This is a genomic window from Acinetobacter sp. WU_MDCI_Abxc222, from assembly GCF_025514755.1.
Classification (GTDB): Bacteria; Pseudomonadota; Gammaproteobacteria; order Pseudomonadales; family Moraxellaceae; genus Acinetobacter; species Acinetobacter geminorum.
This window is the reverse complement of the sequence record NZ_JAHPVG010000009.1, coordinates 59,055-84,406: the sequence shown is the minus strand read 5'-3', so window position 1 is coordinate 84,406 and position 25,352 is coordinate 59,055. Positions and strand designations below refer to the sequence as shown.

The following is a 25,352-nucleotide window of genomic DNA, read 5'->3' as shown; positions in this document are numbered from 1 at the left end:
TATTTATATGGGTTTTTCTTTATGACCTTTAAGATTTCAGCCCCCTGCCTAAATATGCTATAAATAGACTTCATTTTTGTGCTTCTATAGCACATTCGAGAAATTCTTATGTCCGATAAAAATTCTTCCGAGTCAGCAATTTTAGGCTGGAAATTTGTTCTGATCGTTGGTGTTTTAAGTGCGATTTTCCTTGGCTTTTTCTATTTAGCAATGAGTAATGAACCTGACTATATGCCAGGTGCACAGCGCAAAGCTCAACAAGAGCAAATGCAGCAAAAGGCTGAACACTCTACAGAGCAACATGCTCAACATAGTGACAACATGCCTGAAATGGATATGCAAGAACATAAGCAATCAACTCAGTAATCAGATATTTTTCAAATGACAGATTTTTCCCGCAACGCACTGGTTGTAGAAGGTGGGGGCATGCGTGGTGCCTTTACCAGTGGTGTACTTGACTCATTTTTACAACAGCAGTTTAATCCTTTTGACTTATACGTTGGTGTATCGTCTGGTTCAACCAATGTGGCTAATTACTTGGCAGGCCAGCAAGGCCGCACTCTAACGTTTTATATTGATCACTCACTTCGTCCTGAATTCATCGATTACAAACGCTTTTTTAAAGGCGGTGATTTACTTGATTTAAAATGGATGTGGGAAATTGGTGAAAAAGAACATCCACTTGATCAACAGAGTCTTTTTGCCAAAAATCCTGATTTTTATATGGTGTTGACGCATGCTAAAACTGGCCATGCAGAATATCTTCGTGCGGGTAAAGATAATTTGCTAAATGCGCTTCGTGCTTCTAGCTCAATTCCAGTTTTAACGCGTCATCCCGTCGATATTATGGGTGAACCTTATTTTGATGGTGGCGTTGCAGATGCCCTACCTGTTCGCTGGACGGCTCAGCAAAGTGGCGTAAAAAAACTGTTAGTTTTACGTACTCGTCCGAAAAACTATTTCAAAGCAAGTAGTCGAGGTGATCAATTCCTCGCGAATTATGCTTTTAAACATCATTATGGTTTCGCTAGTAGCTTGCGTAGCCGTTGTGCTCGTTATAACGCTTCGGTCGATTTTGTTCGTGGTGAAAATCCAGAACAGCAAATTTTAGAAGTGTGCCCACCACCACTTAAAAATATGGCTGGCCGTTTAACTACTAATCCGAAAAAGCTTCGTTATAGCTATGAAGTCGGTTTAGAGACTGGCTTACAAGCCATCGAAAACTGGAATGCAATGAAATAAATCCAACTTGAGATTTCTAAAAAGAAGTCTCAAGTTAATTCTAAAATCATATCAATATGTGGAATACCACAGTCTTCGTAAACTTCACCTTGCACGTGAAACCCTAAAGCTTCATAAAAGGCTGTTACATAGGTTTGTGCTGAAAGCTTTAAGTAAGGCAGTTTATGACGACGTGCATAGTCAATAATATGCTGCATTAAAATTTTACCAATACCCTGCTTTCGATAAGGCACTAAAACAGCAACACGCCCTACGCTATGCTGTGGCAATAAGCGTGCTGTAGCGATAGGCTGCTCTTTGTCATAGACAATAAAATGTAGAACTGTGGCATCCAAGTCGTCCCATTCATCTTCAGGTGCAATTCCCTGTTCTTGGATAAAGACTTGTTCACGGATGTATTTGGCATCTTGCCCAAGCTGTTCCCAACCACCCTCTACAATTTTATACATCCATTCACCTTCCTAGCACTTACAGCCGATATTTTCGATCGGCAACTGATCTTGCAATAACAATTCCAACGTTTGTTTTTTAATTCCGTACATTTCTTTCAATGCTTGGATTTGAGCCATAATCTTGGCGTCAGGTTGTGAAACGTTTTTGCGTTTTGTCGCCAAAATCATTTTATTTTTGCTGGTATGTTCAAGCGATACAAACTCAAAAACTTTGGTTTCATAACCATAAGCTTTTAAAAGTAACGCACGTAAAGTATCAGTCAGCATCTCGGCTTGTTGTCCAGCATGAATACCAAACTGTAGCATTGGTTGTAAAACTTCCGGACTATGTAATTGTGGACGTAACTCTTTGTGGCAACATGGTGCGCACATAATCATCGAAGCGTTTAAACGAATTCCAGTATGAATAGCAAAGTCAGTCGCAATATCACATGCGTGTAAGGCAATCATAACATCCAGCTTTTCCGGTTGATAACTACGAACATCACCTTCAAAAAAGTCTAAATGATTGAAATGAACTTTGTCTGCAACGTTCTGGCAAAACTCCACCAAATTACGACGTAGCTCTACACCAGTAATTAATGGTGTTTTCTGTTGTTGTTGCAGATAATCATACAATGCAAAAGTTAAATAACCTTTACCTGATCCAAAATCGACAATGCGTAACTCTTGTTGAGACGCATCAATCTGTTCATAGGCACTCGCAAAAATTTCGATAAATTTATTAATCTGTTTCCATTTACGAGCCATGCTTGGAATGACCTGAGCTTTTTCATCAGTAATACCCAGCTCTTTTAAAAATGCATTCCCCTGCTGTACATAGCGCTGCTTTTCACGGTCATGCGCCTGAACCGTTTGTGTCGTATTTACTGCCTGCTTTTTGCCTATATTTAATATGGCTTTTTTCTTATTTTTTTTAAGTTGAATTTCTTGAGTAGTCGAAAATAAGTTTCCTTGCTTACACTGAGTGATTAATTGCTCAATCTGTTGCAAACCTTCTTGAAATGAATAGTTTTTAGTCACATCTTGGGTCGTGTGATGATATAGAGCTGAAAGCTGTTTTTGTCCATGTAGCTCTACAACGCGGAAAGTAATTTTTTCAAGCTGCGCCAACTCTCCCTTATATTGGCTCAAGATCAAACGCTCAAAAGCTTGTTGGTCAAGCATTTGCTTGATTTCATGAAAGAATTGCTGTTCTTGCTCAAAGGAGAAAACCGACACGGATATACCTGAAAAATGAAGACTCATATAAAATAGAAGTTTAAAGGGTCTAGGATTAAAAATAAAATAACTTTACGACTGTTTTGCATTTCTATACATTTGTATTTTTAATCAAAAAAATTAAAGTTATGAGTAAATCTGTGCTGGAAACTTACGATCCAAAAGAAGAACTATTTAATGCCTATAGTCATGGTGCTGGTGTTGTTATGGCAGTTGTAGCGTCTATCTTTTTAATTATAAAGGGATCTTATCTTTCAACTGCTCAGTGGGTGGGCTTATGGGTATATTCATTTAGCCTGATTTTAGTTTTTACCAGTTCTACACTCTATCATTTTGCTCAAACACAAAACCTACGCTACTGGTATAAAAAACTCGATCACACTGCCATTTATTATTTAATTGCTGGAACATATACCCCATTCTTAAGCATTGCTATACCTACACAAAAAGCTCATATTTTACTTATTGCTCTCTGGAGCATTGCTGCAATTGGTACACTTTTCAAGTTAGTTTTTATTCATCGTTTTCAGAAAATTTCGCTACTTGCTTATGTTCTTATGGGTTGGCTTGCTGTATTTGTTATGGATGATATGCGCACCTATCTGAGTAAAGACGCGTTGATTTTGTTAATTATTGGCGGATTAGCTTATACGGTTGGAGCATTGTTTTACGCGTTAAAAAAGGTAAGATATACCCATGCGATCTGGCATATTTTTGTGCTTTTAGGTGCAGGGGCACATTTTCTTGCAATCTATTGGTACGTAGTTTAGTCCATTTTTCACTCATATTCAGTGATCCTGAAAGAGTCATGGATGATGTTCTTTCACGCTATTCTTTGAGAAAAATACGTCTTTAAAAAGAGTAGCTATTAAAAATAAATTTTAACGGATATAAGGACTTATATGGAGTCAACTTCTGCGACTGCTGCTCCTGTAGTAGCCACTAATTCAAAAACACGAGTTTTGTTTGCAAGCTTAGTCGGTACAACTATTGAGTTCTTCGACTTTTATATCTATGCAACAGCCGCCGTGATTATCTTTCCTCATCTATTTTTCCCTGCTAGTAGTGGCAGTGCCGCAGTCTTACAATCTCTGGCAACCTTTGCAATTGCCTTTATTGCTCGTCCTATCGGTGCCGCATTATTTGGCCATCTAGGAGATCGTATTGGGCGAAAAGCAACTTTAGTTGCAGCTTTACTGACTATGGGTATTTCAACTGTATGTATTGGTTTGCTTCCAACCTATGCCCAAATCGGGATTGTCGCACCATTACTATTAGCTGTTTGTCGTTTAGGACAAGGCTTAGGCCTAGGCGGTGAATGGAGCGGTGCAGTATTATTAGCGACTGAAAATGCCCCAGAAGGAAAAAGAGCATGGTACGGCATGTTTCCGCAGCTAGGTGCTCCAATTGGCTTTATTCTGGCAACAGGTTCATTCTTATTATTAAGCGCAGTTATTCCTGAGCAAGCATTCATGCAATGGGGTTGGCGTATTCCATTTATTGCTAGTGCTGTATTGGTTATTGTTGGCTTATATATCCGTTTAAAACTTCATGAAACTCCAGCTTTCCAGAAAGTCTTAGATAAGCAAAAAGAAGTTAATATTCCATTTAAAGAAGTTTTAACCAAACATACCGGTAAGCTTATTCTTGGTACAGTTGCAGCAATCTGTACCTTTGTTGTGTTCTATCTTACTACCGTATTTGCCTTAAACTGGGGAACCACTAAACTGGGTTATGCGCGTGGTGAATTCTTAGAACTTCAACTCTTTGCCACCCTTTGCTTCGCCGCATTCATTCCTTTATCGGCTATTTTTGCAGAAAAATTTGGTCGTAAAACAACTTCTATTGGCGTTTGTATTGCTGCTGCGATTTTCGGCTTGTTTTTCTCTAGTATGTTAGAGTCTGGAAATACCTTAATCGTATTCCTTTTCTTATGTACTGGCTTAGCAATTATGGGCTTAACATATGGTCCAATTGGTACAGTTCTTTCTGAACTTTTCCCAACTTCAGTTCGATATACAGGTTCAGCATTAACTTTTAACTTGGCTGGTATTTTTGGTGCATCTTTTGCCCCACTCATTGCGACTAAACTTGCTGAAACTTATGGTTTATATGCGGTTGGTTATTATCTTACTGCTGCATCACTTTTATCACTTATCGCATTCTTACTCATTCGTGAAACAAAAAATGATGATGTAAATAATCAGATTTAAAGTTTTAAAGACACCCCCATAAAAAAGCCAGTTCAATTTGAACTGGCTTTTTTTATACGTAAATGAATTAATTCATTGATGCAGGATTTGCTGGAGCAACACTATTTGTTGCAGCTGACGTTGTCACATTGCTTGCTGCAACTGCCGCTGGTCCTGCTACAGCTGCTTCACCGATTAAAGCAACTTTTGCTTTTTCTTGGCTTTTTGCAGAGAGAGCTGGGTTACTTGCCACAATACGATTAATATTTGCTGAGTTTGCTGGAGCAATCGCAGTAGTTTGTAAAATAATTGGGCGATTACCTGTGTTACCCAACGTATAGCGAATACCTGTACGTGGACTAATCACTGTAGTATTTTCTTGCTTCACTACAGCTTGAGCCGAAGTTGGGCCTTTTGCTGCAAGTACTTTGTCAACCGTTGTCGTTTGAGGGGCTGAAGCTGCTTCTGCTGCAAAAACAAAACTTGGTACAGCAAGAACAGTTAAAAATAAAGGTTGTAATACTTTTTTCATTGTCTTTCCAACATACACTCTGGATGAGAAGTAAATAGCATTTAATGCTTAAAACTGCAAACATTATTCACAGGCTTACTACAAACATAAAAAAAGCAGAACAATTGTTCTGCTTTTTTTGTGAAGGCAGATTAGATCTTACCGTGACATTGCTTATATTTTAGTCCCGAACCACATGGGCATGGTGCATTACGGCTTTCTGGAACAGGGAAAGCTTGCTGTTCAGCAGACTCGTTCATGGTTTCTTGAGAAAGTGTAACTTCACCAGTTAAACCATCTACATCATCATGTTCAAAAGAAAGCTTCATTGATTCAGCTTGCTGCTGCTGTTGAGCTTCCATTTCTGCAAGTTCTTCTGGTGTTGGGATATGTACACGAGACAAATCAGTCACAACATCAGTTTTAATAATACCCAACATGTTTACGAACAGGTTGAAAGCTTCTTTCTTATATTCCTGTTCAGGGTTCTTTTGCGCATAGCCACGTAAGTGAATACCTTGGCGCAAATAATCCATTGCAGCCAAGTGATCTTTCCAATGGCGATCAAGAGAGTTTAAAACGAAATGGCGCTCAAGCATTGCTGCTGATTCATCACCCATTTGAGCGCGGCGCTGACGATAACGTTCAATTACTTCATCACTAATACGCTCAACCAAACCTTCTTCATCTAAACGACGATCTTGGTCTAACCATTCCTGAACTGGCAGCTCAATACCTAAATCAATACGTAAAGCATTTTCTAAACCTTCCACATCCCACTGGTCATGAATTGACTCTGGTGGAATAAAGTTGGCAATCATGCCTTGCATCACTTCACGATGCATTTCTTCAACGTATTCTTTTAAGGTGTTTTCAGCTAATACTTCATCACGTTGTGAGTAAATGATCTTACGCTGTTCATTATTCACATCATCGTATTTCAATAAGTTTTTACGAATATCAAAGTTACGTGCTTCAACTTTACGCTGAGCATTCTCAATCGAACGGCTCACCATTTTATGTTCAATCGCTTCGTCTTCTTTCAAACCCATCGCGCGCATCATACCAACGACACGGTCGCCTGCGAAAATACGCATCAGATCATCTTCAAGAGATAAATAGAAACGAGAAACACCAGGGTCACCCTGACGACCGGCACGACCACGTAACTGGTTGTCAATACGACGTGATTCATGGCGTTCAGAACCAATAATATGCAAACCACCTGCTTGCAATACATCTTCGTGGTCTTGTTCCCATTGTGCTTTTAGACGTGCTTCATCTTCTGCAGTTGGGTTTTCAAGTTTGGCAAGCTTAGCTTTCCAGTTACCACCCAAGATAATATCCGTACCACGACCAGCCATGTTAGTTGCAATCGTTACTGCATTCGGGCTACCCGCTTGAGCAATAATGTCAGCTTCACGCTCATGTTGTTTTGCGTTCAAAACTTCATGATGAATACCAGCTTGCATTAACTTAGAAGATAAAATTTCGCTGGCTTCAATGGTTGCTGTACCAATCAGAATAGGAGCAACACCCTGCTGACGAATATTCATAATTTCTTGAATAATCGCGTTATATTTGCCGTTACGGTTTAAATAAATTAAATCGTTTTGGTCGTTACGAATCATTGGACGGTGAGTTGGAATAATCACAACATCAAGACCGTAAATTTCTTTCATTTCCGCAGCTTCAGTATCAGCAGTACCTGTCATACCTGAAAGCTTTTTATAGAGACGGAAATAGTTCTGGAATGTTGTTGTCGCTAAAGTTTGGTTTTCAGGCTGAATTTCTAAGCCTTCTTTTGCTTCAACAGCTTGATGCAAACCTTCTGACCAACGACGACCCGGCATCGTACGACCCGTATGTTCATCGACAATAACCACTTCACCATCATGAATGATGTAGTGAACATCACGTTGGAATAGGAAATGCGCACGAATGGCAGCAGATACATGGTGAACAAGGTTTAGGTTTGTTGCTGAATATAAGCTTTCGCCTTCGGCCAACAAGCCCATTTGAATAAGTTCTTGTTCAACAGTTTCATAACCAACTTCGGTCATTTCAACTGAACGCTGCTTTTCATCAATCCAGAAGTGACCGCCATCTGCTACTTTTTCTTCTTTTTGCGGATGCAATTTAGGTGGAATCGTATTGATTGCACTGTAGAGGTGTGAAGAGTCTTCACTTTGACCAGAAATAATTAATGGTGTACGTGCCTCATCAATTAAGATGGAGTCAACTTCATCGATAATGGCATAGTGCAAACCACGTTGTTTCTTTTCTGCTAAAGAAAACACCATGTTGTCACGTAAGTAGTCAAAACCGAATTCGTTATTGGTACCGTAAGTAATATCTGCAAGATAAGCTTCCGCTTTTTCTGACGGACCTTGCATTGAATAAATCGTACCAATTGATAGACCCAAAAACTCAAATAATGGGCGGTTCAATTCGGCATCACGCTGTGCCAAATAATCGTTCACAGTAATGACATGTACACCCTGACCACTCAAAGCGTTTAAATAACACGCCAGAGTACCCATAAGGGTTTTACCTTCACCAGTACGCATCTCGGCGATCTTACCTTCATGTAAGGTAATACCGCCAATTAACTGAACGTCATAATGACGCATACCCATTACACGTTTAGCAGCTTCACGACAAACTGCAAACGCTTCTGGAAGTAATTTATCTAAACTTTCGCCATTATTATAACGTTGTTTGAATTCTGGAGTTTTTGCAGATAAGTCTGCATCGCTTAAAGCTGATATCGTCGGCTCGAGCGCATTGATTTGCTCAACAATTTTGCGCATGCGTTTGAGTTCACGCTCATTTTTTGTACCGAAGATACCTCCGATCAGACTTGCCAACATGGATAAACTCTCTAAATCTTGCTTGGTCAAATGAATAAACTTTTTCTCAGTCGTTTATTATGGTGCCAGAAATTTGAAGTACAAGGGGTTTGCACAAAACCCCTAAAAAAAATCTGATAGTTAGACGAATGGTTTTTCATTCATCTAATCTCCCCTTAATGTGCCGAGCACCAAAAACACACCATTAACGCTCATCGATTAAGCATAACTTCCGAGAAATCTAATTTAGCAAATTTACCTTAAAGTTACATTGATTAAGCACTTAAAATAATGAGTTTTAGTCATATATATTTACACTTATATAAAAAGTTCATAATAAAATACAAAAACAATAATTTTAATCATAAAGTAAATGCTGCATATTCATTCAATCGAATAACAAATTATGAGCAATTGAGGAAAGATCATGACACTACGATTAGGAGATACTGCTCCCGATTTTCAACAAGAATCGAGTGAAGGCACGATTAATTTTTATGATTTTTTAGGGGATAGTTGGGGAATCTTATTTTCACATCCAGCCGACTATACTCCCGTATGTACAACTGAGTTAGGTTATACAGCAAAATTAAAAGATGAATTTACGAAGCGTAATGTTAAAGCGATTGCTTTGTCAGTAGACGATGTAGAGTCTCATAAAGGCTGGATTAATGACATTAATGAAACACAAAATACAACGGTAAATTTTCCAATCATTGCAGATAAAGATCGTAAAGTATCTGAGCTCTATGGCTTCATTCACCCTAATGCCAGTGAAACTCTAACAGTGCGCTCATTAGTGATTATTGATCCTAACAAAAAAGTTCGCTTAATCATTACCTATCCTGCTTCGACGGGCCGAAATTTTAATGAAGTCTTACGTGTTGTGGATTCATTACAATTAACAGATAAGCATAAAGTGGCTACACCTGCGAACTGGCAGCAAGGTGAAGATGTCGTTATTGTGCCATCACTTAAAGATGAAGAAGAAATTAAACAGCGTTTCCCTAAAGGTTATACGGCTGTTAAACCTTATTTACGCCTCACGCCACAGCCTGAAAGCAATAAAACCGACTAAAGGTTTTATTGCTTGCAAGACAAACGAAGTGCGTAGACAAGCATCTAAAAGATTCCCTGCAAGACAAGCGAAGTGCGTAGGCAAGCATTCGAAAAGTTGGCTACAAGACAAGCGAAGCGCGTAGGCACACTTAGATTAAATATCACACCCGACAAAGTCATCCAGAGTGATGGCTTTTTTATTTATGTATTGAATAAGCATAGTTTTTATTGCTCAGATCAGTTATAACTCGAAGCGATTCGGTAAAAAATAAAAATCATGATCTATAAAATTCATCATTTAAAGTGTGGCAGCATGTGCCCAGTTTGCGCCCCTTTATTTGGACAAAAAGGCTTCCGAGCTGAAGTCATCTGTCATTGTCTTTTAGTTGAAACTGATCGAGGCTTAGTGCTTATCGATACAGGCTTTGGCTTGCAAGATTACTTACATATGAAGCAACGCCTAGGCTCATTAGTTAAACGTTTAGGCAAAATTGAGCCTAACCTTGAGTTTAGTGCGATCCAACAAATTCAAAAGCTAGGATTTAATGCGAAAGATGTACAACACATCTTTATCACTCATCTTGATTTTGATCATGCTGGTGGAATTTCAGATTTTCCACATGCCACTGTGCATGTTTTAGCTGCAGAATATAACGCAGCCCAACTTCCAAATTTTAAGGGCAAACTTCGTTATAGAACCAATCAATATAAAGATCATCGCTACTGGAACTTTATTGAATATCAAAAAGGTGAAGCATGGTTTAACCTCGAAAAAGTAAAAGGATTTCCACTGTTTCAAGATGAAATTTTAATGGTACCACTGTTGGGGCATTCAGCTGGACATTGCGGTATTGCAATAAAGCAACAAAATCAATGGTTATTATTTTGTGGAGATGCCTACTACTCACACCTAGAGTTAAACCCTAAAAATAAATTAAGATCACTCGGTCTGTTGGAAAAAACATTTGCAGAAGATAATGAAAAGCGTCTTTTTAATCTCAAGCGTTTACAGCATTTAGCTCAACATGAACCAACGATTGAAATAATTTGTGCTCACGACCCTCATGAGCTGAAACGGTATCAAACATGAAAAAATTATCGCTCCTTACACTTGTCATCTGTATAAGTTTACAAGGGTGTATGCAGCACGAAAGTATCGCCCATGAGCATCGACCACAAGATTGGGGAAGCTTAGTTTCTCAGACTCATAACTTTTATCAAATTAGTAATGATGTTTATCGCAGTGAACAGCCTGATGCTGCAATGATTTCTGAATTAAAGAATCATCAAATTGGAACGATCATTAATTTAAGAGCCAAAGACGCAGATACTTTAGTTTTTAAAAATGAAAATTTTAATCTTGTGCATATTCCTATCAACACTTGGGCAATTGACCGACAAGATCTCTTAGAAGTCATGCAACAAATCAAAATTGCCAAGCAGAATGATCAACGCGTTTTATTGCACTGTTACCATGGTTCAGACCGTACAGGTGCTAGCGTTGCCATGTATCGCATTATTTTTGAAAATTGGGCAATTGATGATGCGGTTAAGGAAATGAAACAAGGTGGTTATGGTTATCATATTATTTGGAAGAATATTGACCGTTTATTCACACCTGAAAATGTAAAATGGATTCAACAACAACTGTCGAATCCATCTTAATGACATCTAAAGTGGAGTTTTAATCTGACTTACGTTGATCTAACGGCACCCAGTCAATTACCCACGCTGATTTCATATTTAGACTTGAATCAGAAGTGATTTTTTTACGAGCAGCATCTGCTGTATCACGGTCTTTCGCAGGTCCAACCATAATACGAATACCCTTACTGGTTGGGCTTGTAGTGACCTTATATCCTTTAGCTCGTAATTTAGAAACAACTGCATCTGCATTGGCTTGGTTAGCAGCCAAAGCGACTTGAACCATCCACTTTTTATCGCCATTTTCAAGCAGTTCACGCGCTTTTTCAGCTTCTGCTTTTTTCTCAGCTTCTGCTTTTCGCTTAGCATCAGAGGCTTTTTTATCAGCTTCTGCTTGTCGTTTGGCTTCAGCTGCTTTCTTGTCTGCTTCTGCTTGGCGTTTCGCTTCTGCAGCCTTTTTATCTGCTTCTGCTTGTCGTTTAGCTTCAGCTGCTTTCTTGTCTGCTTCCGCTTGACGTTTTGCTTCAGTTGCTTTTTTGTCTGCTTCAGCTTGACGCTTAGCATCAGCCGCTTTCTTGTCTGCTTCTGCTTGGCGTTTTGCTTCAGCAGCTTTCTTGTCTGCATCTATTTTTGAAGTATCAGTTGTTTTATTCACCGTATTGGTTTGCTGGTTTTTAGCTTTCGCCTCACCCACTAACTCCGGTGGAATATTATCTGAACTTTCTTGAGCCGCTGTACGGCGCGCATTAATCGCAGCGTACTCTGCTGCAGCTTTACGAGCAGCGTCAGCTTCAGCTTGCTGCTGCATTGCTAAGAACTCAGCTGCACGTGCTTCTTGTTCAGCAACGGCTTTTTCACGCGCACGACGCTGTTCTTCTAGCAACCGTTTTTCAGTTTCAACATCAACCGCAAGAGGTTGTAGTTGTACCATTTGCCCTTCAGTTGTCTGTTTTGGTTTAGTTTGAGTTTTTGGCGATGTGGATGCGGAGGGTTGAACTTCAACCTGTTTTATTTCCTCATTTCCTTTTAGGAGTAATGCTGCCAATAAAACACCACCTCCTAGTAAAACAACGCCACCCATCCAGCGTTGTTTGTTATTCATTGACATTCTTCCAAATACTCCCAAATCGCTTCTAAAGTATGAAACGAACCACAGGCCAAAATCAGCTGATTGTTATTTGTTTGCTCAAGCGCTGATTTAAAAGCCTCTTTGATATTGCCATATTGTTGTACTGTCTGGCCTTGCAAGGCATCATTGAGTTGCTGAATCGGTGCAGCACGCGGCACATTCAATTCAGCAATTTTCCAATGTAAAACAGTAGGTTTCAATAAATCGACTACTGATTTTATATCTTTATCTGCCAGCATTGAAAATACTGCGACAACTTCTGTGTACTGTTTATTGTATTCTAAGAAATTTCGCAATTGCTTTAACAAAAATTCAACACCATGTGGATTGTGCCCAGCATCAAAAATAACTGTCTTCCCATCCACTTGACGTTGTTCAAAACGTCCAGCTAAGCGAGCAGATTGAATACCTTTTTCTAATGCTGACTGAGAAATTTCAAGTCCGCTATTTAAAATGGCAGCAACCGCCCCTGCAATATTCTCAATCGCTAATGTACCTAAAGGAAGTTTTAAAGTGGTTCCTTCCGAAGCAAAGTACCAGTTTTGTCCATCTTCTGCGAGCTTATAGAAATAATCACGATTAACAGTATATAACTCTGCTTGTGAACTTTGTGCTTTATCTTGAATTGCTTGCGGTAATTGTTGCTCACCCGCAAAGATAACCGGAATATGTGGGCGAATAATGCCTGCTTTTTCAAAAGCAATTTTTTCGATGGTATCGCCTAGCCAATCTGTGTGATCTAGGCCGATATTAGTAATCACTGCAACGTTGGGATCAATCACATTGACGACATCTAAACGCCCGCCCAAACCGACTTCGAGCACCCATACATCACATTGTTGTTGTTTAAAAATAACAAAAGCCGCCAAAGTGGTTGCTTCAAAAAAAGATAAGCTTAAATCACAATCGCGACGAGCCTGATCGACTTGAACAAAAGCATCAATCAGACTTTGATCATCGACTTCGACTCCACCTAATTTGACTCGCTCATTAAAGCGATAGATATGCGGTGACTGATACAACCCAACTTTATAACCCTGTGCGTTTAATATCGCAGCCAGTGTGGTTGTGGTTGAGCCTTTACCATTCGTTCCGGCTACTGTAAAAACTTTAGCATTAGGCTGAGTTACACCCAGCTTTTCTGCAACAGGAATTACACGTTCCAGACCAAGATCTATCCCTGTAACGTGAACATGGCTCCAATAATTGAGCCATGTATCTAAAGAGTCTATTGAAAGTGGAGCTTGTTGGTTCAAGGTAAGTTCATCAATTTCGATACAAGTCGAGATACAGTATCACGTAAAGCGTGGCGATGAACAATCTGATCGATTACACCATGATCAAGCAAATATTCAGCACGTTGGAACGGCTCTTCAAGAGTTTCACGTACAGTCTGCTCAATTACACGTTTACCAGCAAAGCCAATCATCGCTTTAGGTTCAGCAATATGGATATCGCCCAACATTGCTAAAGAAGCTGTTACACCACCATACACAGGATGTGTTAACACAACGATATATGGTAAGCCAGCATCTTTTAATTTTTGAATCGCAGCAGAAGTACGGGCCATTTGCATAAGCGATAACATACCTTCTTGCATACGTGCGCCACCAGAAGCTGCAAAACAGATTAATGGCTGACGTTTTTCAATTGCAAGCTCGGCAGCCTGTACAAAACGGTCACCTACAACTGTACCCATTGAGCCGCCCATAAAGTCGAACTCAAAAGCACATGCAATCATATCCACGCCATTTAAGTTACCTTGCATGGCAATTAATGCTTCCGTTTCACCAGTTTTGCTTTGCGCTTCACGCATACGATCTGGATACGGTTTAGAGTCAACAAACTTTAATGGATCTTTAGCAGTAAATTCTTGACCCAATTCAGTTACAACATTATCGAAGAACCAGTTCAAGCGGTCACGAGCTTTCATTCGTAAGTGTTCATCACATTGCGGACAAACATATGCATTGAAAGAAATTGCTGTACGTGTCACTAGTGCATGACATTCAGGACATTCAATCGTTGGCTCAGTAAATGTTGCTTTGAGAATTTGTTGCTCATCTGCGACTTCAATACCTGGAACCGGACGTTTTGTCCATGGTGTCGAAGGGCTAAGAACTTTCCCTGGTTTCACTTCTTGATTCATACTAACTCATCGAGCGCTGCTCGAAGCTCCTTGACTTTACTCACCGTCTGTTCAACAGCGTCATCCGCTGCCAACGTTGCAAAATTTTTAACGAAAGCACTACCTACAATCACGGCATCAGCAACGTTACCCATTGCTTTTGCTGAGGCGGCATCACTAATACCAAAACCAACACCCACTGGAATATTAGTGGCATTTTTGATTTTTTGAATACGCGCAGCAGCTTCTGCCGTATCAAGTGTTGCTGCTCCAGTTACACCCTTAAGTGAAACGTAGTAAATAAAACCACTTGCCTGATTTGTCACATGTTGAATGCGTTGATCTGTAGAGGTTGGCGCAAGTAAGAAAATTTGGTCCATATCATGTTGTTTCAACACAGCACCAAACTCTTTTGACTCTTCTGGTGGTAAATCCACAAGTAATAAGCCATCTACACCACATTGTTTCGCATGAGAAACAAACTTCTCGTAACCAATCACTTCAACCGGATTCAGATAACCCATTAAAACAACAGGTGTTTCCTGATCCTGCTCACGGAACTCTTTTACCATGTTGAGTGCATCCAACGTGTTAGTCCCTGCTGCAAGCGCACGTTCAGCTGCAAGCGCAATTACCGGACCATCAGCCATTGGATCTGAAAATGGTAAGCCAAGCTCAATGACATCTACTCCTGCCGCAACCATTTTATGCAGTAACGGAACCGTTACTTGTGGCTGTGGATCACCCGCCATAACATAAGATACAAGCGCTTTACGTTGTTGGGACTTAAGCTTTTCAAAACGGGTGGCAAGACGTGACATAGGGTTGTGCTTTCCTTGAATTATTTAAAATTGAGGAGTTGTTTGTAGAAATACAAGAACATCGCATTTTAACGCTATTTTTTGTCCATTGAACAGGTCTAACGTTATGGCGATATTCGATTGTATGATTCATACAACCCATGGTGTACATTTATCAATATTTTGAAACTTTTCTCAATGATCAAAGCTTCCTATTTTCGAGCCATTATTAGATCGTCGACTGACCAAAAATTAACCACATAAAGCTTATTTCTCAATATTTTTATTGGCGAGTTGTAACTCCCTTTTGCGCGTAAGTAAAGTTTGTCCTGTCAAATTTTTATGAGCCCGTGCAAGTGCCGACTGATCCGAATATCCCAACTGTTCAGCAATTGTGGTGAGGCTTTCATTCTGGTGAAGTAATATTTCACAGCGTTTCATGCGTTCAGTATCTAAAATTAATTTAAATGAAGTATTTAATGACTGTAATTGACGCTGCAAGCTTCGTACTGAAATATTCAACTCGATGGCAATATCCTCTATTTTCGGGGCTTGTTGCTTGTGTTTGAAATATTCATGAACAATCCAATGTATTTGCTGAGCTAAATCTGTATGTATTTTCCGCTGAGCCAATGCCTCTTCTGCTTGTTTCACTAAAAGTTGCATTAAGCTAGGGTCTGCATGTCGAGGGCGAACATTCAATCCCTCACTTGCAAAAGTTAATGCATAGTAAGGTTGCTCAAATGATAATTTACATTGAAAGAAACGCTGATAGTGAACTAATGGACCACGTGAACGGTGCACGAACTCAACATGTTGCAAGAGAAAATCATGAAAAGGAGCAATTTGTTTAGCAAGCTGCACCATAGCAGCTAAAGTCAGCTCACAAAGTATGATATTACTGGCATCAACTAACGGCCAATACAAACGAATGTTAGAAGCATCTTGCTCAACTTGCATAGGTACGACTTGCTCACCGTCAATCACGAGACGATGAAATTTCATGACATATTCAAGAACCTCTGCAAAGCTGCCACTTCGAGAAGCCATGTATCCCAGTACACCAAAATTGGCAGGTGTAATACAAGTTGCCATTTCTAGGGCTAAATTAGAAACTTGTAGACGAGACTCTGTCAGCTCTAAAAGTTCAAGAAAAAAGTTTAAAGAAGATTGAGCATCAATAGATGAAGCTAAAATATTTTGAACTTGACGGGCCTGAACATCTGTAAGGTTTAATGCCTGCCAATCGATTCCTTTTTCTTTTAGATAAGTATTCCACAGATAAAAATAACCATTTGAAATCGTAAAATCCTGCATGGCTCATCCTTTTTTTAATGCCATCTTGTCGCAAACTGTATAAAAATTGGCAATAACTGTCAAAACAAAGCCGACTATTGGCGACATACTAATGAACATGTTAGATGCGAGAAATAAAAATATGAACGCACATGTTTCTTATCAGGTTGAGCCAGTAGTTCGTAAAGATCTGGATTTTCATTTAAACGAAGCACCTCGCTTTTGGTTTAATAATGATCCTTTTTTGACTCGTATGTTTGATGCGCTCAGCTTAACCTTTCCAGATGGAGAGCGTTATTTTATTGAATGTGTCCGCATGTTCCGAGACAAAATTGATGATCCCGAACTACAAAAACGGGTTGCGGACTTTATTAAACAAGAAGCTCAACACGGTATTGCTCATGACAAAATGAATCAGCTCATGAAAGAGCAAGGCATGCCTGTTGACCAGTTCACAGCTACACTAAAAAGAATTTTTCGTTTTGAACTCACCAAACGTTCACCGCAATACAATATTGCAATGACGGCAGCAGCTGAACATTTAACAGCGTTAATGGCGGAAACTTTTTATAGCAATAAAAAAACTTTGGAAAATGCTCACCCCTATGTTCGAGCGCTATTCGCGTGGCATGCCATTGAAGAGATGGAGCACCGCGATGTTGCTTTTGATGTCATGAAACAAGTAGGTGAAGTTCCTGAGTCGACTCGTCGTTTTGTATTAGTTCTTACGACAGTACTGATGTTTGGCTTTACACTTTACCGCACGAATATCATGTTGAAATGTGATGGCTTTAGTTCCAGAGAAAGACTATTAATGAGCCTTAAAGGCTTACCATGGTTCTTTGGCAAAAATGGCACATTAACCGCTATGAAAAGCCAATATTTAGATTGGTTTAAAAAAGATTTCCATCCAAGTCAGCATCCGGTCATTCGTCAATATCCTGTTTGGATTGAAACACTTGAAAAGACCAATGATCCTATTGCAGCTGGTGAAGCATTTTGGCAAGCAGGTTTATAACCTGCTTGTTACCATTTTGCATAATGTTGTTCTAGTAAACCGTATTGCTCATTGCAATTGATTATATCGGTTGCCTCATGCTCAATTGTTCCGCTAATTTTAGCTTGCCACTGGTTAAACTGACTACCAATCATTCTTAAATTAATATTTTCGTATCGGCACCAACCAATATGCACTTGGAGATTAAGTTTTTGATCTAGAGAGCTAATTTGCCAAAGTTCATCATTTACTTTTTCAAATAAAACATCAGTCAGTGGAAATAAAACTCCGTTAATCCATAAGCAATTTTCATTACCAAAGCTTTCATTCACACCAGAAGCTAAATTTAAACCGATACGTCGCCCTTGCTCATCCCAAAAATTACATGAAAGCCAGAACCAAGCTGTTTCAGGTCGCAAAAAACCGCAGGTATCATCTAAGGATGCAAATGTCTTTTCATCAAATTGTACGACTTGGTTTTGCTTATTAATAAACATTCCCTCTACAGCCAATGTGGTCTGCTTTTGGGTATAAGTCCAACCATTGATGCCAGTTGGTGTACACAAACTTAATATATCGGTTCCAGCACAAAAAATACGAGCGCTGAGTTGAATCTCACCATATTTGGTCACTCGGATATATCGCACACCATTGGCATGCTGGATATCAAACTGATAAGGAGATTTAGAAAAATAACTTTGATTAAATAAGGGCTGTTCATCAAGGTAGGTTTTATGCCCCAAAGGCTGAATGGCATTCCACTCAATAACCTGCCCTGTTTCATGGTCATAAATATAGAAAAAGCCATGCCCGACCCAGCCGATATCTGCAATAGCCAGACCAATACTATAGTGTTTATGTTGAATGCCGCAGAATTTAAATTTTTTATATTTTAATTGCTTACGCCAGCCTTTAAGGACCTTACCGTAAGGGGTTTTATAAATATAATGTTGTACGTGAATGGTTGACGGTACAGATTCAAAACGCCCGTAGCGAGGCTGTCCATTTTCTTGAATTAAATCCATTTACCCACTTCCATATGAATATTAGATTTCAAATGACCTATACCACGGTCAAATACGTATTTTCCCAAATTGTTTCAGCAAAACCGCCTTTTATTAAATGAATATAGCGCCCTGCTACACAATCTATCGCTAAGCAGTCATCAATATCAATAACTCGATCTGTATGTGCTTTTTGCCACTGCCGATCTATAAATTGTTTACCTAATTGTTTGGCAACTACCGCATTGGGCGCAACCACAAACTCATAACGGTGAAGTTCACCGAATTCACTTGCATTATATCCACCTAGATTAATTAAATATAATTTTAAATCATCTGGTTGTGGAGCAGCGTCTGTAAAGTGAATTTGATAATTTTGTCCTTGAGAGCTAACGCCAGAGAGCTTGGCCCAAGCATCAATATGCAATCCTTGAGCCTCACCAAACCAAGCCTGTTTAAGTTGAGGATAAACTTCTTCCAAAGTATCTCCTACAGCCATGACAACATCATGAACTTCGGTATTAGCGCGTGCATGACGCCCGCCTAACATTACCATAAACAAACTTGGCATTTTTTCCTCTTACATTTCAACCATTTCTACGCCATCAATGCGTGCAACTGTCATTAAATCTTTGTCACCACGACCTGAAACAGTCGCAATAATAATCTGATCTTTAGACATTGTCGGTGCAAGCTTAGACACATAGGCCATCGCATGCGAGCTTTCAAGCGCAGGAATAATCCCTTCGATTTTGGTTAAATCACGGAAACCTTGAAGAGCTTCTGTATCGTTAATTGGCACGTACTCTACACGCTTCATATCTTTCAAGAAGCTATGTTCAGGGCCAACACCCGGATAATCAAGGCCCGCTGAGATACTATGTGTCTCAATAATCTGGCCCTGTTCATCACTCATCAAGTAAGTACGGTTACCATGCAATACACCAACATGACCCGCATTTAACGGCGCAGAGTGTTTACCAGTTTCAATACCAAAACCAGCTGCTTCAACACCATACATTTTCACATTGGCATCGTTTAAGAATGGATAGAACAAGCCCATTGCATTTGAACCACCACCTACACAGGCAACTAATGCATCTGGTAAGCGACCTGCTTGCTCCAAAATCTGTTTACGTGCTTCACGGCCAATAATCGACTGGAAGTCACGAACCAATTGAGGATATGGATGCGGGCCTGCAACTGTACCAATTACATAGTAGGTCGTATCAACATTCGTTACCCAGTCACGCATTGCTTCGTTCATAGCATCTTTCAGCGTTTTAGAGCCGCTTTGCACAGGAACAACTGTAGCACCCAACAAACGCATACGATAAACGTTCATCGCTTGACGCTTAACATCTTCAGCACCCATATAAACAACACATTCAAGACCTAAACGTGCTGCAATTGTTGCTGTTGCTACACCATGCTGCCCTGCACCAGTTTCGGCAATAATACGTTTTTTGCCTGAAAGCTTTGCAAGTAATGCCTGACCAATCGTGTTATTTACCTTGTGTGAGCCTGTATGGTTCAAGTCTTCACGTTTAAGGTAAATTTGCGCACCACCTAACTCTTTTGACCATCGCTCAGCATAATAAAGTGGACTAGGACGACCTACATAGTAGGCGAGGTCACGGTCGAATTCTGCCAAAAACTGTTCATCATTTTTCATGCGGGAATAGAGATTTTCTAAATCTTCTAATGCCGCCATTAGAGTTTCTGACACAAAACGTCCGCCATGGATACCGAAATGCCCTGCAGCATCTGGGTACTGTGTATAGTCAATCACATTGTTTTGCTGATCCACGTTGGACTCCTTGCATAAATCGTTCAATGAGTTGTTGGTCTTTTATACCTTTTGCGGACTCTACGCCTCCGCTCACATCTACTGCAAAAGCACCGGTAGTATGAATAGCGTCAATGACATTGTCAGGGGTTAAACCGCCTGCCAAGATTAATGGAATATCAAGTTTTGGGAATTTAGACCAGTCAAACTGATGTCCTGTGCCCCCTTTGAGCTCAGGATGCCATGCATCGAGTAATACAGCACTGGCACCAGCTGCCTGATATTTTTGAATTTCAGCAACTACATCCAGATCAGGTTTAACCTGAATCGCTTTATACCAGCGACGTTTACAATGGAGAGCAATTTCCTGACATTGTTCTGGAGTTTCATCGCCATGTAGTTGTAATACATCTAGGGGAACACAATCAAGTACATCCTGAATTTCAGTAGCACTCGCATTTACAAACAAACCTACCATTTGTACATAAGGTGGAATTACTTTTGCTAATTCTTGGGCCTGTTCAACCGTTACATGTCTTGGACTTGGCGGGAAAAAAACAAAACCAATCGCATCAGCTCCAGCAGCAACAACTGCCTGAACATCTTGAATGCGAGTAATTCCACAGATTTTTGCTCGTGTACGTTTTTGGTTTGATGGGCTCATGATCTGCCTAAACTACAACCATTTCTTAAAATAAGCGCCATTGTAATGCAATTTTTGTCCCTTGCGTAAAAGTTCTCTGGGAATTGCTCCAAATGACATTGTATGAAGTAAATCGCCACTTTATACTGCGTAAAATTGGAAGCAAGTGTAAGCAATTCATGCTTTAGGGAAGCTGGTGAAAGTCCGGCACTGCCCCCGCAACGGTAACAATGTAAAGCATATTTTTTAAGTCGTTCTCGACTTACACCACTGCAGTAATGTGGGAAGGTGAATATGTCCATAAATTAAATATGGCGCTGAAGTCCGGAGACCTACTTGTTTCATCTATCTACCCGATCATTCACGTGGGGTGAATGTATGGAGCATGTTATGTCTAAGTCTTTTCAACCTACTCGTCTGGTAGGGGCTATCGCTATTGCGATGGGGTTTTCACCTGTTATTTTTGCTGAAGATACAACGAATGCAACTCAGCTAGATCCAATTGTAATCACTGCCTCAAAAAGTGCTGAAAAAGCCAGTGAAGTTCCGGCGCGGATTTCAGTGATTGATGAAAAAACGATTGAGAATAATCCATTATTAAACGTTTCGGATATTATCCAACGCGATCCTTCTGTTTATATCAAACAAAGCGGTGGTCTAGGTCAGATTTCTGAAATTTCACTTCGTGGCACTAAATCAGTTCATACATTAGTTCTTAAAGATGGTGCTCGCTTAAATAGTCAAAATGAGCTTGGCCCATTATATCCGGCGTTTTTAGATACGACAGATGTTCAACAAATTGAAATTCTAAAAGGCCCTGCATCAGTTCAATATGGTAGTGATGCTATTGGTGGTGTTGTCCAGTTAATTTCTAAAAAACCAGAGAAAACAGGTGCTGAGTTAACGGGTATTTATGGTGAAAATAATACCTATAAGGCTATTGTTAATGCCAATCTTGTGACTGACCAAGGGTTCTATGCACAAGTAGGTGGGCAACGCTTAGAAAGTGATGGGACACGTATTTTTGAAAGCCAGCCAGAAAATGAAAAAGCCAGTTATGATCAAAAAGGCTATCACGCTAAAATAGGTTTCTTCCAAGAAAACTTAATAGATGCTTCTGCTTCAATTAGTGAAAATAAAGGCACTAACGTTTTTAGTAATGACTACATAACCAATACAGCACAACGTCAATTCGAAAATCGAGTTATTAACACTAAAGTTGCTTATAATATTTTGCCTGATTTAATCATTAATGCACACTATGCAAATGTTGAGGATAAACAAAATGTTCCTGCTTATGGCTCATATTACAATACTGAAAATAATGAGAGTGATTTAAACCTGAAATGGAAATTCACTCCAAACCAAAATATTTTAGTTGGTGCTACCTATAACGATGCAAATTATAAAAGTAATACCATTCTTAACTCAGATAAAAGTGTAAATAGCACAGGGTATTATTTACAGCATCAACTCAAAAATGATCTTTTTGACACCCAAGTCGGTGTTCGTTTAGAAGACAACCAACGCTTTGGTACTCATACTGTTGGACAAGGTGCTATACGCTATCATTTCTTACCTAATGCTAGTGTATATGCAAATATCGGCAGTGCTTTCAGAGCTCCGACCTTAAATGAACTATATTCTCAATGGGGAGGCAATGAGAACTTAGCCCCAGAAGAAAGTACTTCTTATGAAATGGGTATGAACTACGATCTTACATCAAATGTGAGTACTAATTTTTCTGTTTATCATACAAAAATTAAAGATCTTATCGCCTACAATGCTGGTACTAATACAAATATAGCTAAAGCAAACTTTACAGGTGGTGAAGCTGGAATTAAGTGGCGTCAGGATGATCTATTCTTGTCTACTGAATATGCTTACGTAAAAACAGAAAATGAAAAAGATAATACAGAAATTGCTTACCGTCCTCGCCAGACAATCACTGTAAGTACAGGTTTAGAAAATGCAATTTATGGAATCAGTGCCTCTTTAATTGCAAGATCTAAATCTTATGCAGACTCAGCAAATTCTATGCGAGTACCGGGTTATGCAACTGTAGACTTAAATGCTTATTGGAATATTATTCCTAACGTAAAAGTATTTACCAATATTCAAAACGTAGGTGATGTTCAATATCGTGAAGTATTAAATACGTATCCTTCAAATGATTGGTATGTTAATACAGGCCGCCAAGCTTCTGTTGGGGTCACTTTCCGTTATTAATTTTTCACTCTGATTATAAAAATATTTTCTTAACTCCAGTTTCGGGGTAATGTTCTGACCGACATTATCCCCTTTTTTATGTTCAGGATATCCATCATGGGACACCGTTTAAGCAAAATCTATACACGCACAGGCGACTCAGGTACCACAGGTTTAGGCGATGGTTCTCGTGTTGCCAAGGATGATTTACGAATTACGGCACTTGGTGATGTTGATGAACTCAACGCCATTATTGGGGTACTCCGTGCTCAAATCACAGCTAGTCAAATAACTAATAAGGCTGATTGGGATAAAAGCTTAAGTCTGATTCAACATTGGCTTTTTGATTTAGGTGGAGAGGTTTGTATTCCAAATTACAACCTACTCCAGCCCGTTTGTATTGAATTTCTTGAAAAAGAAATTGACCGTATGAATGAAGACTTACCGATGCTTAAGGAGTTTATTCTGCCGTCTGGCTCCTTATCTTGTAGTTATGCTCATCAAGCTCGTGCTGTTTGTCGTCGTGCAGAGCGATCACTCATGTCGGTGCAAACTCGTGATCAAAATATTCAAGCTACAGCACTTCAACTTTTAAACCGTCTATCTGACTGGTTATTTGTCGCATCGCGTGCTTTACAGCGTGCTGAAGGTGGACAAGAAGTACTTTGGCAAAAAAATATTAATGAGATTATTTAAAAATAGATTAGATTAAATATGGTCTCTACTCTTTTTAAAAGAGACCATAATCAAAAGATTTCATAGAAGAAAATTATGCGCATTATTGGTCACCGTGGTGCACGCCGAGAAGCTCCTGAAAACACGTTAGGTGGGTTTCAGCACATAAAAGACTTAGGTATTCGTGGTGTCGAATTTGATATTCGTCAGCTTCAAGACCAAGAGTTAGTTGTTATTCATGATGACAATTTTTTACGTACAGCTGGAGTCGATCAAGTTGTAGAGCAGTCGACTTTGGCTCAGGCATTGTCATTCGATCATCGTCAAAGCTGGCCCAATTGGCCAACTTCTGAACCAACACCTACACTTAAAGGTGTTTTAAATTTACTTGATAACTTCGATCATATTGAAGTTGAGGTTAAAGCTGTAAGAGATATGGCGTTAGCCGAACAACTCGTTCAAAAGCTTGAGATGGAATTACAGGGCTTTGAGAAAGTCGTAACCATCACAAGTTTTGATCTTCAAATTCTAACTGCTTTACGCGATATAAACTCTCAATTTAAACGCGGATTGTTAGTTGAACTTCCAGTTGGCGCAACAGCGATTGAACTCGCGCATCAATATGGTTGCGGTCATATTGGTTGGCACGACCAGCTTGCAACAGATGAAATGATTGAATTATCACATCAAGCTGGTTTGAACATCAGTGTCTGGACAGTAAATGATGTAGAAAGAGCAAAAAGGCTGCGTGATTTAGAGGTTCAGGGCTTAATTACAGATATTCCAACCACGATGTTACAAGCTTTATAAATATAAAAAAGGTGGTAAAAACCACCTTTTATTTCTTTTGTGCCTGAATGAGGCGCTGACCACTCTGGTCAAGTAGATATAGCGTATTACCTACGAGTTGAAAGCGTTGAATACGTTGCAAAGCATCTACCAGCTCTGCTTCTTGAGCCAAAGCACCATCACAGCTTGAATGACCTGCATTTACTTGCATATCAAGTTTTTGCTGACTGAAATTAAAGGTATAACGACCAAAAACAGCATTACAGCCCGTATGGCCCGATACTGTTTTGACTGCTGAGTTCAGTGAAAGGGTTGGCCATTGGTTAAAAAATTTTGCCTTATGACCACTGATCTGAGTGATCTGCCAATCAATATCTTGAATGCCATCTGGACTCACTCGCTTTTTTACAATAGGGGTTTGAGTCTGATGAACTGTTCTTTTTGTTTGAACTTTTTTCGTAGTTTGTTCGGGTGCACTTTGACATGCGGCTAATACAAGACTGATTGTGACCAAGACACACTTCAATGATAATTTTCTTGAAATATCAATGCTGTTCTTTTTTTTCAATCGTTGTACGTTCATTAAACAACTTCTCCTGCTTGAAAAACTCTTTGACATAGTTTAATTCTGTTACGGTTCTTTCAATACATCTGTACAATAATGCTAGTGATTCTCACTAAGCACGTGCTAATATGAAGGATAGAATAGCAATATATCTTG

Annotated in this window: 25 protein-coding genes and 1 riboswitch; of the genes, 11 read left to right on the top strand and 14 right to left on the bottom strand. The window is 39.5% G+C overall.

What is annotated here, in order from left to right; translation table 11 throughout:
* Positions 1–108 precede the first annotated feature (108 nt).
* Positions 109–366, top strand: coding sequence for a hypothetical protein (locus KTJ10_RS14005; protein ID WP_001280981.1), 258 nt, complete (start codon positions 109–111; stop codon positions 364–366).
* A gap of 15 nt (positions 367–381) precedes the next feature.
* Positions 382–1,242, top strand: a complete 861-nt coding sequence (locus tag KTJ10_RS14000; protein ID WP_262442252.1) for a patatin family protein — start codon at positions 382–384, stop codon at positions 1,240–1,242.
* A 29-nt stretch (positions 1,243–1,271) separates the two neighbouring features.
* Here KTJ10_RS14000 and KTJ10_RS13995 read toward each other — a convergent pair whose 3' ends face one another.
* Complete coding sequence (locus tag KTJ10_RS13995; protein WP_262442251.1) at positions 1,272–1,691, bottom strand: GNAT family N-acetyltransferase; 420 nt, start codon at positions 1,689–1,691, stop codon at positions 1,272–1,274.
* Positions 1,692–1,703: 12 nt separating this feature from the next.
* On the bottom strand, positions 1,704–2,915 hold the full coding sequence (locus KTJ10_RS13990; RefSeq protein WP_262442250.1) for a class I SAM-dependent methyltransferase: 1,212 nt from the start codon (positions 2,913–2,915) through the stop codon (positions 1,704–1,706).
* Between the two features lie 128 nt (positions 2,916–3,043).
* Here KTJ10_RS13990 and trhA point away from each other — a divergent pair, with 128 nt between their 5' ends.
* Together trhA and KTJ10_RS13980 are read left to right on the top strand one after the other, a co-directional pair.
* The gene (gene trhA, locus KTJ10_RS13985; RefSeq protein WP_031944657.1) at positions 3,044–3,685 is read left to right on the top strand and encodes a PAQR family membrane homeostasis protein TrhA; all 642 of its coding nucleotides are present in this window, start codon (positions 3,044–3,046) and stop codon (positions 3,683–3,685) included.
* Positions 3,686–3,817: 132 nt separating this feature from the next.
* Positions 3,818–5,128, top strand: coding sequence for an MFS transporter (locus tag KTJ10_RS13980; RefSeq protein WP_016143091.1), 1,311 nt, complete (start codon positions 3,818–3,820; stop codon positions 5,126–5,128).
* Positions 5,129–5,195: 67 nt separating this feature from the next.
* Here KTJ10_RS13980 and KTJ10_RS13975 read toward each other — a convergent pair whose 3' ends face one another.
* Positions 5,196–5,639 carry a hypothetical protein gene (locus KTJ10_RS13975; RefSeq protein ID WP_033850706.1) on the bottom strand — a complete coding sequence of 148 codons (444 nt, stop codon included), beginning with the start codon at positions 5,637–5,639 and terminating at the stop codon, positions 5,196–5,198.
* Positions 5,640–5,770: 131 nt separating this feature from the next.
* A complete protein-coding gene (secA, locus tag KTJ10_RS13970) occupies positions 5,771–8,491 on the bottom strand; it encodes a preprotein translocase subunit SecA (protein ID WP_262442249.1) in 2,721 nt (906 codons plus the stop codon).
* A gap of 406 nt (positions 8,492–8,897) precedes the next feature.
* Here secA and KTJ10_RS13965 point away from each other — a divergent pair, with 406 nt between their 5' ends.
* The 3 genes from KTJ10_RS13965 (at position 8,898) to KTJ10_RS13955 (ending at position 11,194) form a co-directional block, all read left to right on the top strand.
* Complete coding sequence (locus KTJ10_RS13965; RefSeq protein WP_005050084.1) at positions 8,898–9,548, top strand: peroxiredoxin; 651 nt, start codon at positions 8,898–8,900, stop codon at positions 9,546–9,548.
* Between the two features lie 258 nt (positions 9,549–9,806).
* The gene (locus tag KTJ10_RS13960; RefSeq protein WP_199992986.1) at positions 9,807–10,619 is read left to right on the top strand and encodes an MBL fold metallo-hydrolase; all 813 of its coding nucleotides are present in this window, start codon (positions 9,807–9,809) and stop codon (positions 10,617–10,619) included.
* Positions 10,616–11,194: a dual specificity protein phosphatase family protein gene (locus KTJ10_RS13955; protein WP_197738968.1), complete on the top strand. Its 579-nt coding sequence runs from the start codon at positions 10,616–10,618 to the stop codon at positions 11,192–11,194. The genes KTJ10_RS13960 and KTJ10_RS13955 overlap by 4 nt, the downstream gene beginning before the upstream one ends.
* A 19-nt stretch (positions 11,195–11,213) precedes the next feature.
* On the opposite strand, the gene KTJ10_RS13950 is transcribed toward KTJ10_RS13955, so the two are convergent.
* The 5 genes from KTJ10_RS13950 to KTJ10_RS13930 all read right to left on the bottom strand — a co-directional run bounded on the left by KTJ10_RS13950 (position 11,214) and on the right by KTJ10_RS13930 (position 16,547).
* Positions 11,214–12,281, bottom strand: a complete 1,068-nt coding sequence (locus KTJ10_RS13950) for an SPOR domain-containing protein (protein WP_262442248.1) — start codon at positions 12,279–12,281, stop codon at positions 11,214–11,216.
* Positions 12,272–13,558: a bifunctional tetrahydrofolate synthase/dihydrofolate synthase gene (gene folC, locus KTJ10_RS13945; RefSeq protein WP_086265214.1), complete on the bottom strand. Its 1,287-nt coding sequence runs from the start codon at positions 13,556–13,558 to the stop codon at positions 12,272–12,274. Before folC ends, KTJ10_RS13950 begins: the two co-directional genes overlap by 10 nt.
* Positions 13,555–14,451 carry an acetyl-CoA carboxylase, carboxyltransferase subunit beta gene (gene accD / locus KTJ10_RS13940; protein WP_086265215.1) on the bottom strand — a complete coding sequence of 299 codons (897 nt, stop codon included), beginning with the start codon at positions 14,449–14,451 and terminating at the stop codon, positions 13,555–13,557. The genes folC and accD overlap by 4 nt, the downstream gene beginning before the upstream one ends.
* Entirely contained in the window at positions 14,448–15,251 is an 804-nt protein-coding gene (gene trpA / locus KTJ10_RS13935) for a tryptophan synthase subunit alpha (protein ID WP_002116163.1), read from the bottom strand. The genes accD and trpA overlap by 4 nt, the downstream gene beginning before the upstream one ends.
* A 246-nt stretch (positions 15,252–15,497) precedes the next feature.
* Positions 15,498–16,547, bottom strand: a complete 1,050-nt coding sequence (locus KTJ10_RS13930; protein ID WP_005804700.1) for an AraC family transcriptional regulator — start codon at positions 16,545–16,547, stop codon at positions 15,498–15,500.
* A 121-nt stretch (positions 16,548–16,668) separates the two neighbouring features.
* Here KTJ10_RS13930 and KTJ10_RS13925 point away from each other — a divergent pair, with 121 nt between their 5' ends.
* Positions 16,669–17,544, top strand: coding sequence for a metal-dependent hydrolase (locus KTJ10_RS13925; RefSeq protein ID WP_032056702.1), 876 nt, complete (start codon positions 16,669–16,671; stop codon positions 17,542–17,544).
* Positions 17,545–17,552: 8 nt separating this feature from the next.
* Here KTJ10_RS13925 and KTJ10_RS13920 read toward each other — a convergent pair whose 3' ends face one another.
* Genes KTJ10_RS13920 through KTJ10_RS13905 form a run of 4 tightly spaced genes read right to left on the bottom strand, consistent with a single transcriptional unit; the run spans position 17,553 to position 20,980 of the window.
* Positions 17,553–18,548 (bottom strand): DUF2804 domain-containing protein, encoded by a 996-nt coding sequence (locus tag KTJ10_RS13920; RefSeq protein ID WP_032056703.1) that lies wholly within the window; start codon positions 18,546–18,548, stop codon positions 17,553–17,555.
* A 37-nt stretch (positions 18,549–18,585) separates the two neighbouring features.
* Positions 18,586–19,098 carry a DUF1543 domain-containing protein gene (locus tag KTJ10_RS13915; RefSeq protein ID WP_032056704.1) on the bottom strand — a complete coding sequence of 171 codons (513 nt, stop codon included), beginning with the start codon at positions 19,096–19,098 and terminating at the stop codon, positions 18,586–18,588.
* 9 nt (positions 19,099–19,107) lie between these two features.
* Positions 19,108–20,337, bottom strand: coding sequence for a tryptophan synthase subunit beta (gene trpB / locus KTJ10_RS13910; RefSeq protein WP_002116129.1), 1,230 nt, complete (start codon positions 20,335–20,337; stop codon positions 19,108–19,110).
* Positions 20,312–20,980, bottom strand: coding sequence for a phosphoribosylanthranilate isomerase (locus KTJ10_RS13905; protein WP_199977970.1), 669 nt, complete (start codon positions 20,978–20,980; stop codon positions 20,312–20,314). Before KTJ10_RS13905 ends, trpB begins: the two co-directional genes overlap by 26 nt.
* A 126-nt stretch (positions 20,981–21,106) precedes the next feature.
* Positions 21,107–21,314: riboswitch (cobalamin riboswitch) on the top strand.
* Positions 21,315–21,337: 23 nt separating this feature from the next.
* Between KTJ10_RS13905 and KTJ10_RS13900 the strand changes: the two genes are divergently transcribed.
* The 3 genes from KTJ10_RS13900 to KTJ10_RS13890 all read left to right on the top strand — a co-directional run bounded on the left by KTJ10_RS13900 (position 21,338) and on the right by KTJ10_RS13890 (position 24,652).
* Positions 21,338–23,188 (top strand): TonB-dependent receptor plug domain-containing protein, encoded by a 1,851-nt coding sequence (locus tag KTJ10_RS13900; protein ID WP_262442247.1) that lies wholly within the window; start codon positions 21,338–21,340, stop codon positions 23,186–23,188.
* Positions 23,189–23,284: 96 nt separating this feature from the next.
* Complete coding sequence (locus KTJ10_RS13895) at positions 23,285–23,863, top strand: cob(I)yrinic acid a,c-diamide adenosyltransferase (RefSeq protein WP_262442246.1); 579 nt, start codon at positions 23,285–23,287, stop codon at positions 23,861–23,863.
* A 75-nt stretch (positions 23,864–23,938) separates the two neighbouring features.
* Positions 23,939–24,652 (top strand): glycerophosphodiester phosphodiesterase, encoded by a 714-nt coding sequence (locus KTJ10_RS13890; protein ID WP_262442245.1) that lies wholly within the window; start codon positions 23,939–23,941, stop codon positions 24,650–24,652.
* Positions 24,653–24,680: 28 nt separating this feature from the next.
* On the opposite strand, the gene KTJ10_RS13885 is transcribed toward KTJ10_RS13890, so the two are convergent.
* Positions 24,681–25,214, bottom strand: coding sequence for an META domain-containing protein (locus tag KTJ10_RS13885; protein ID WP_005064230.1), 534 nt, complete (start codon positions 25,212–25,214; stop codon positions 24,681–24,683).
* Between the last annotated feature and the right edge of the window lie 138 nt (positions 25,215–25,352).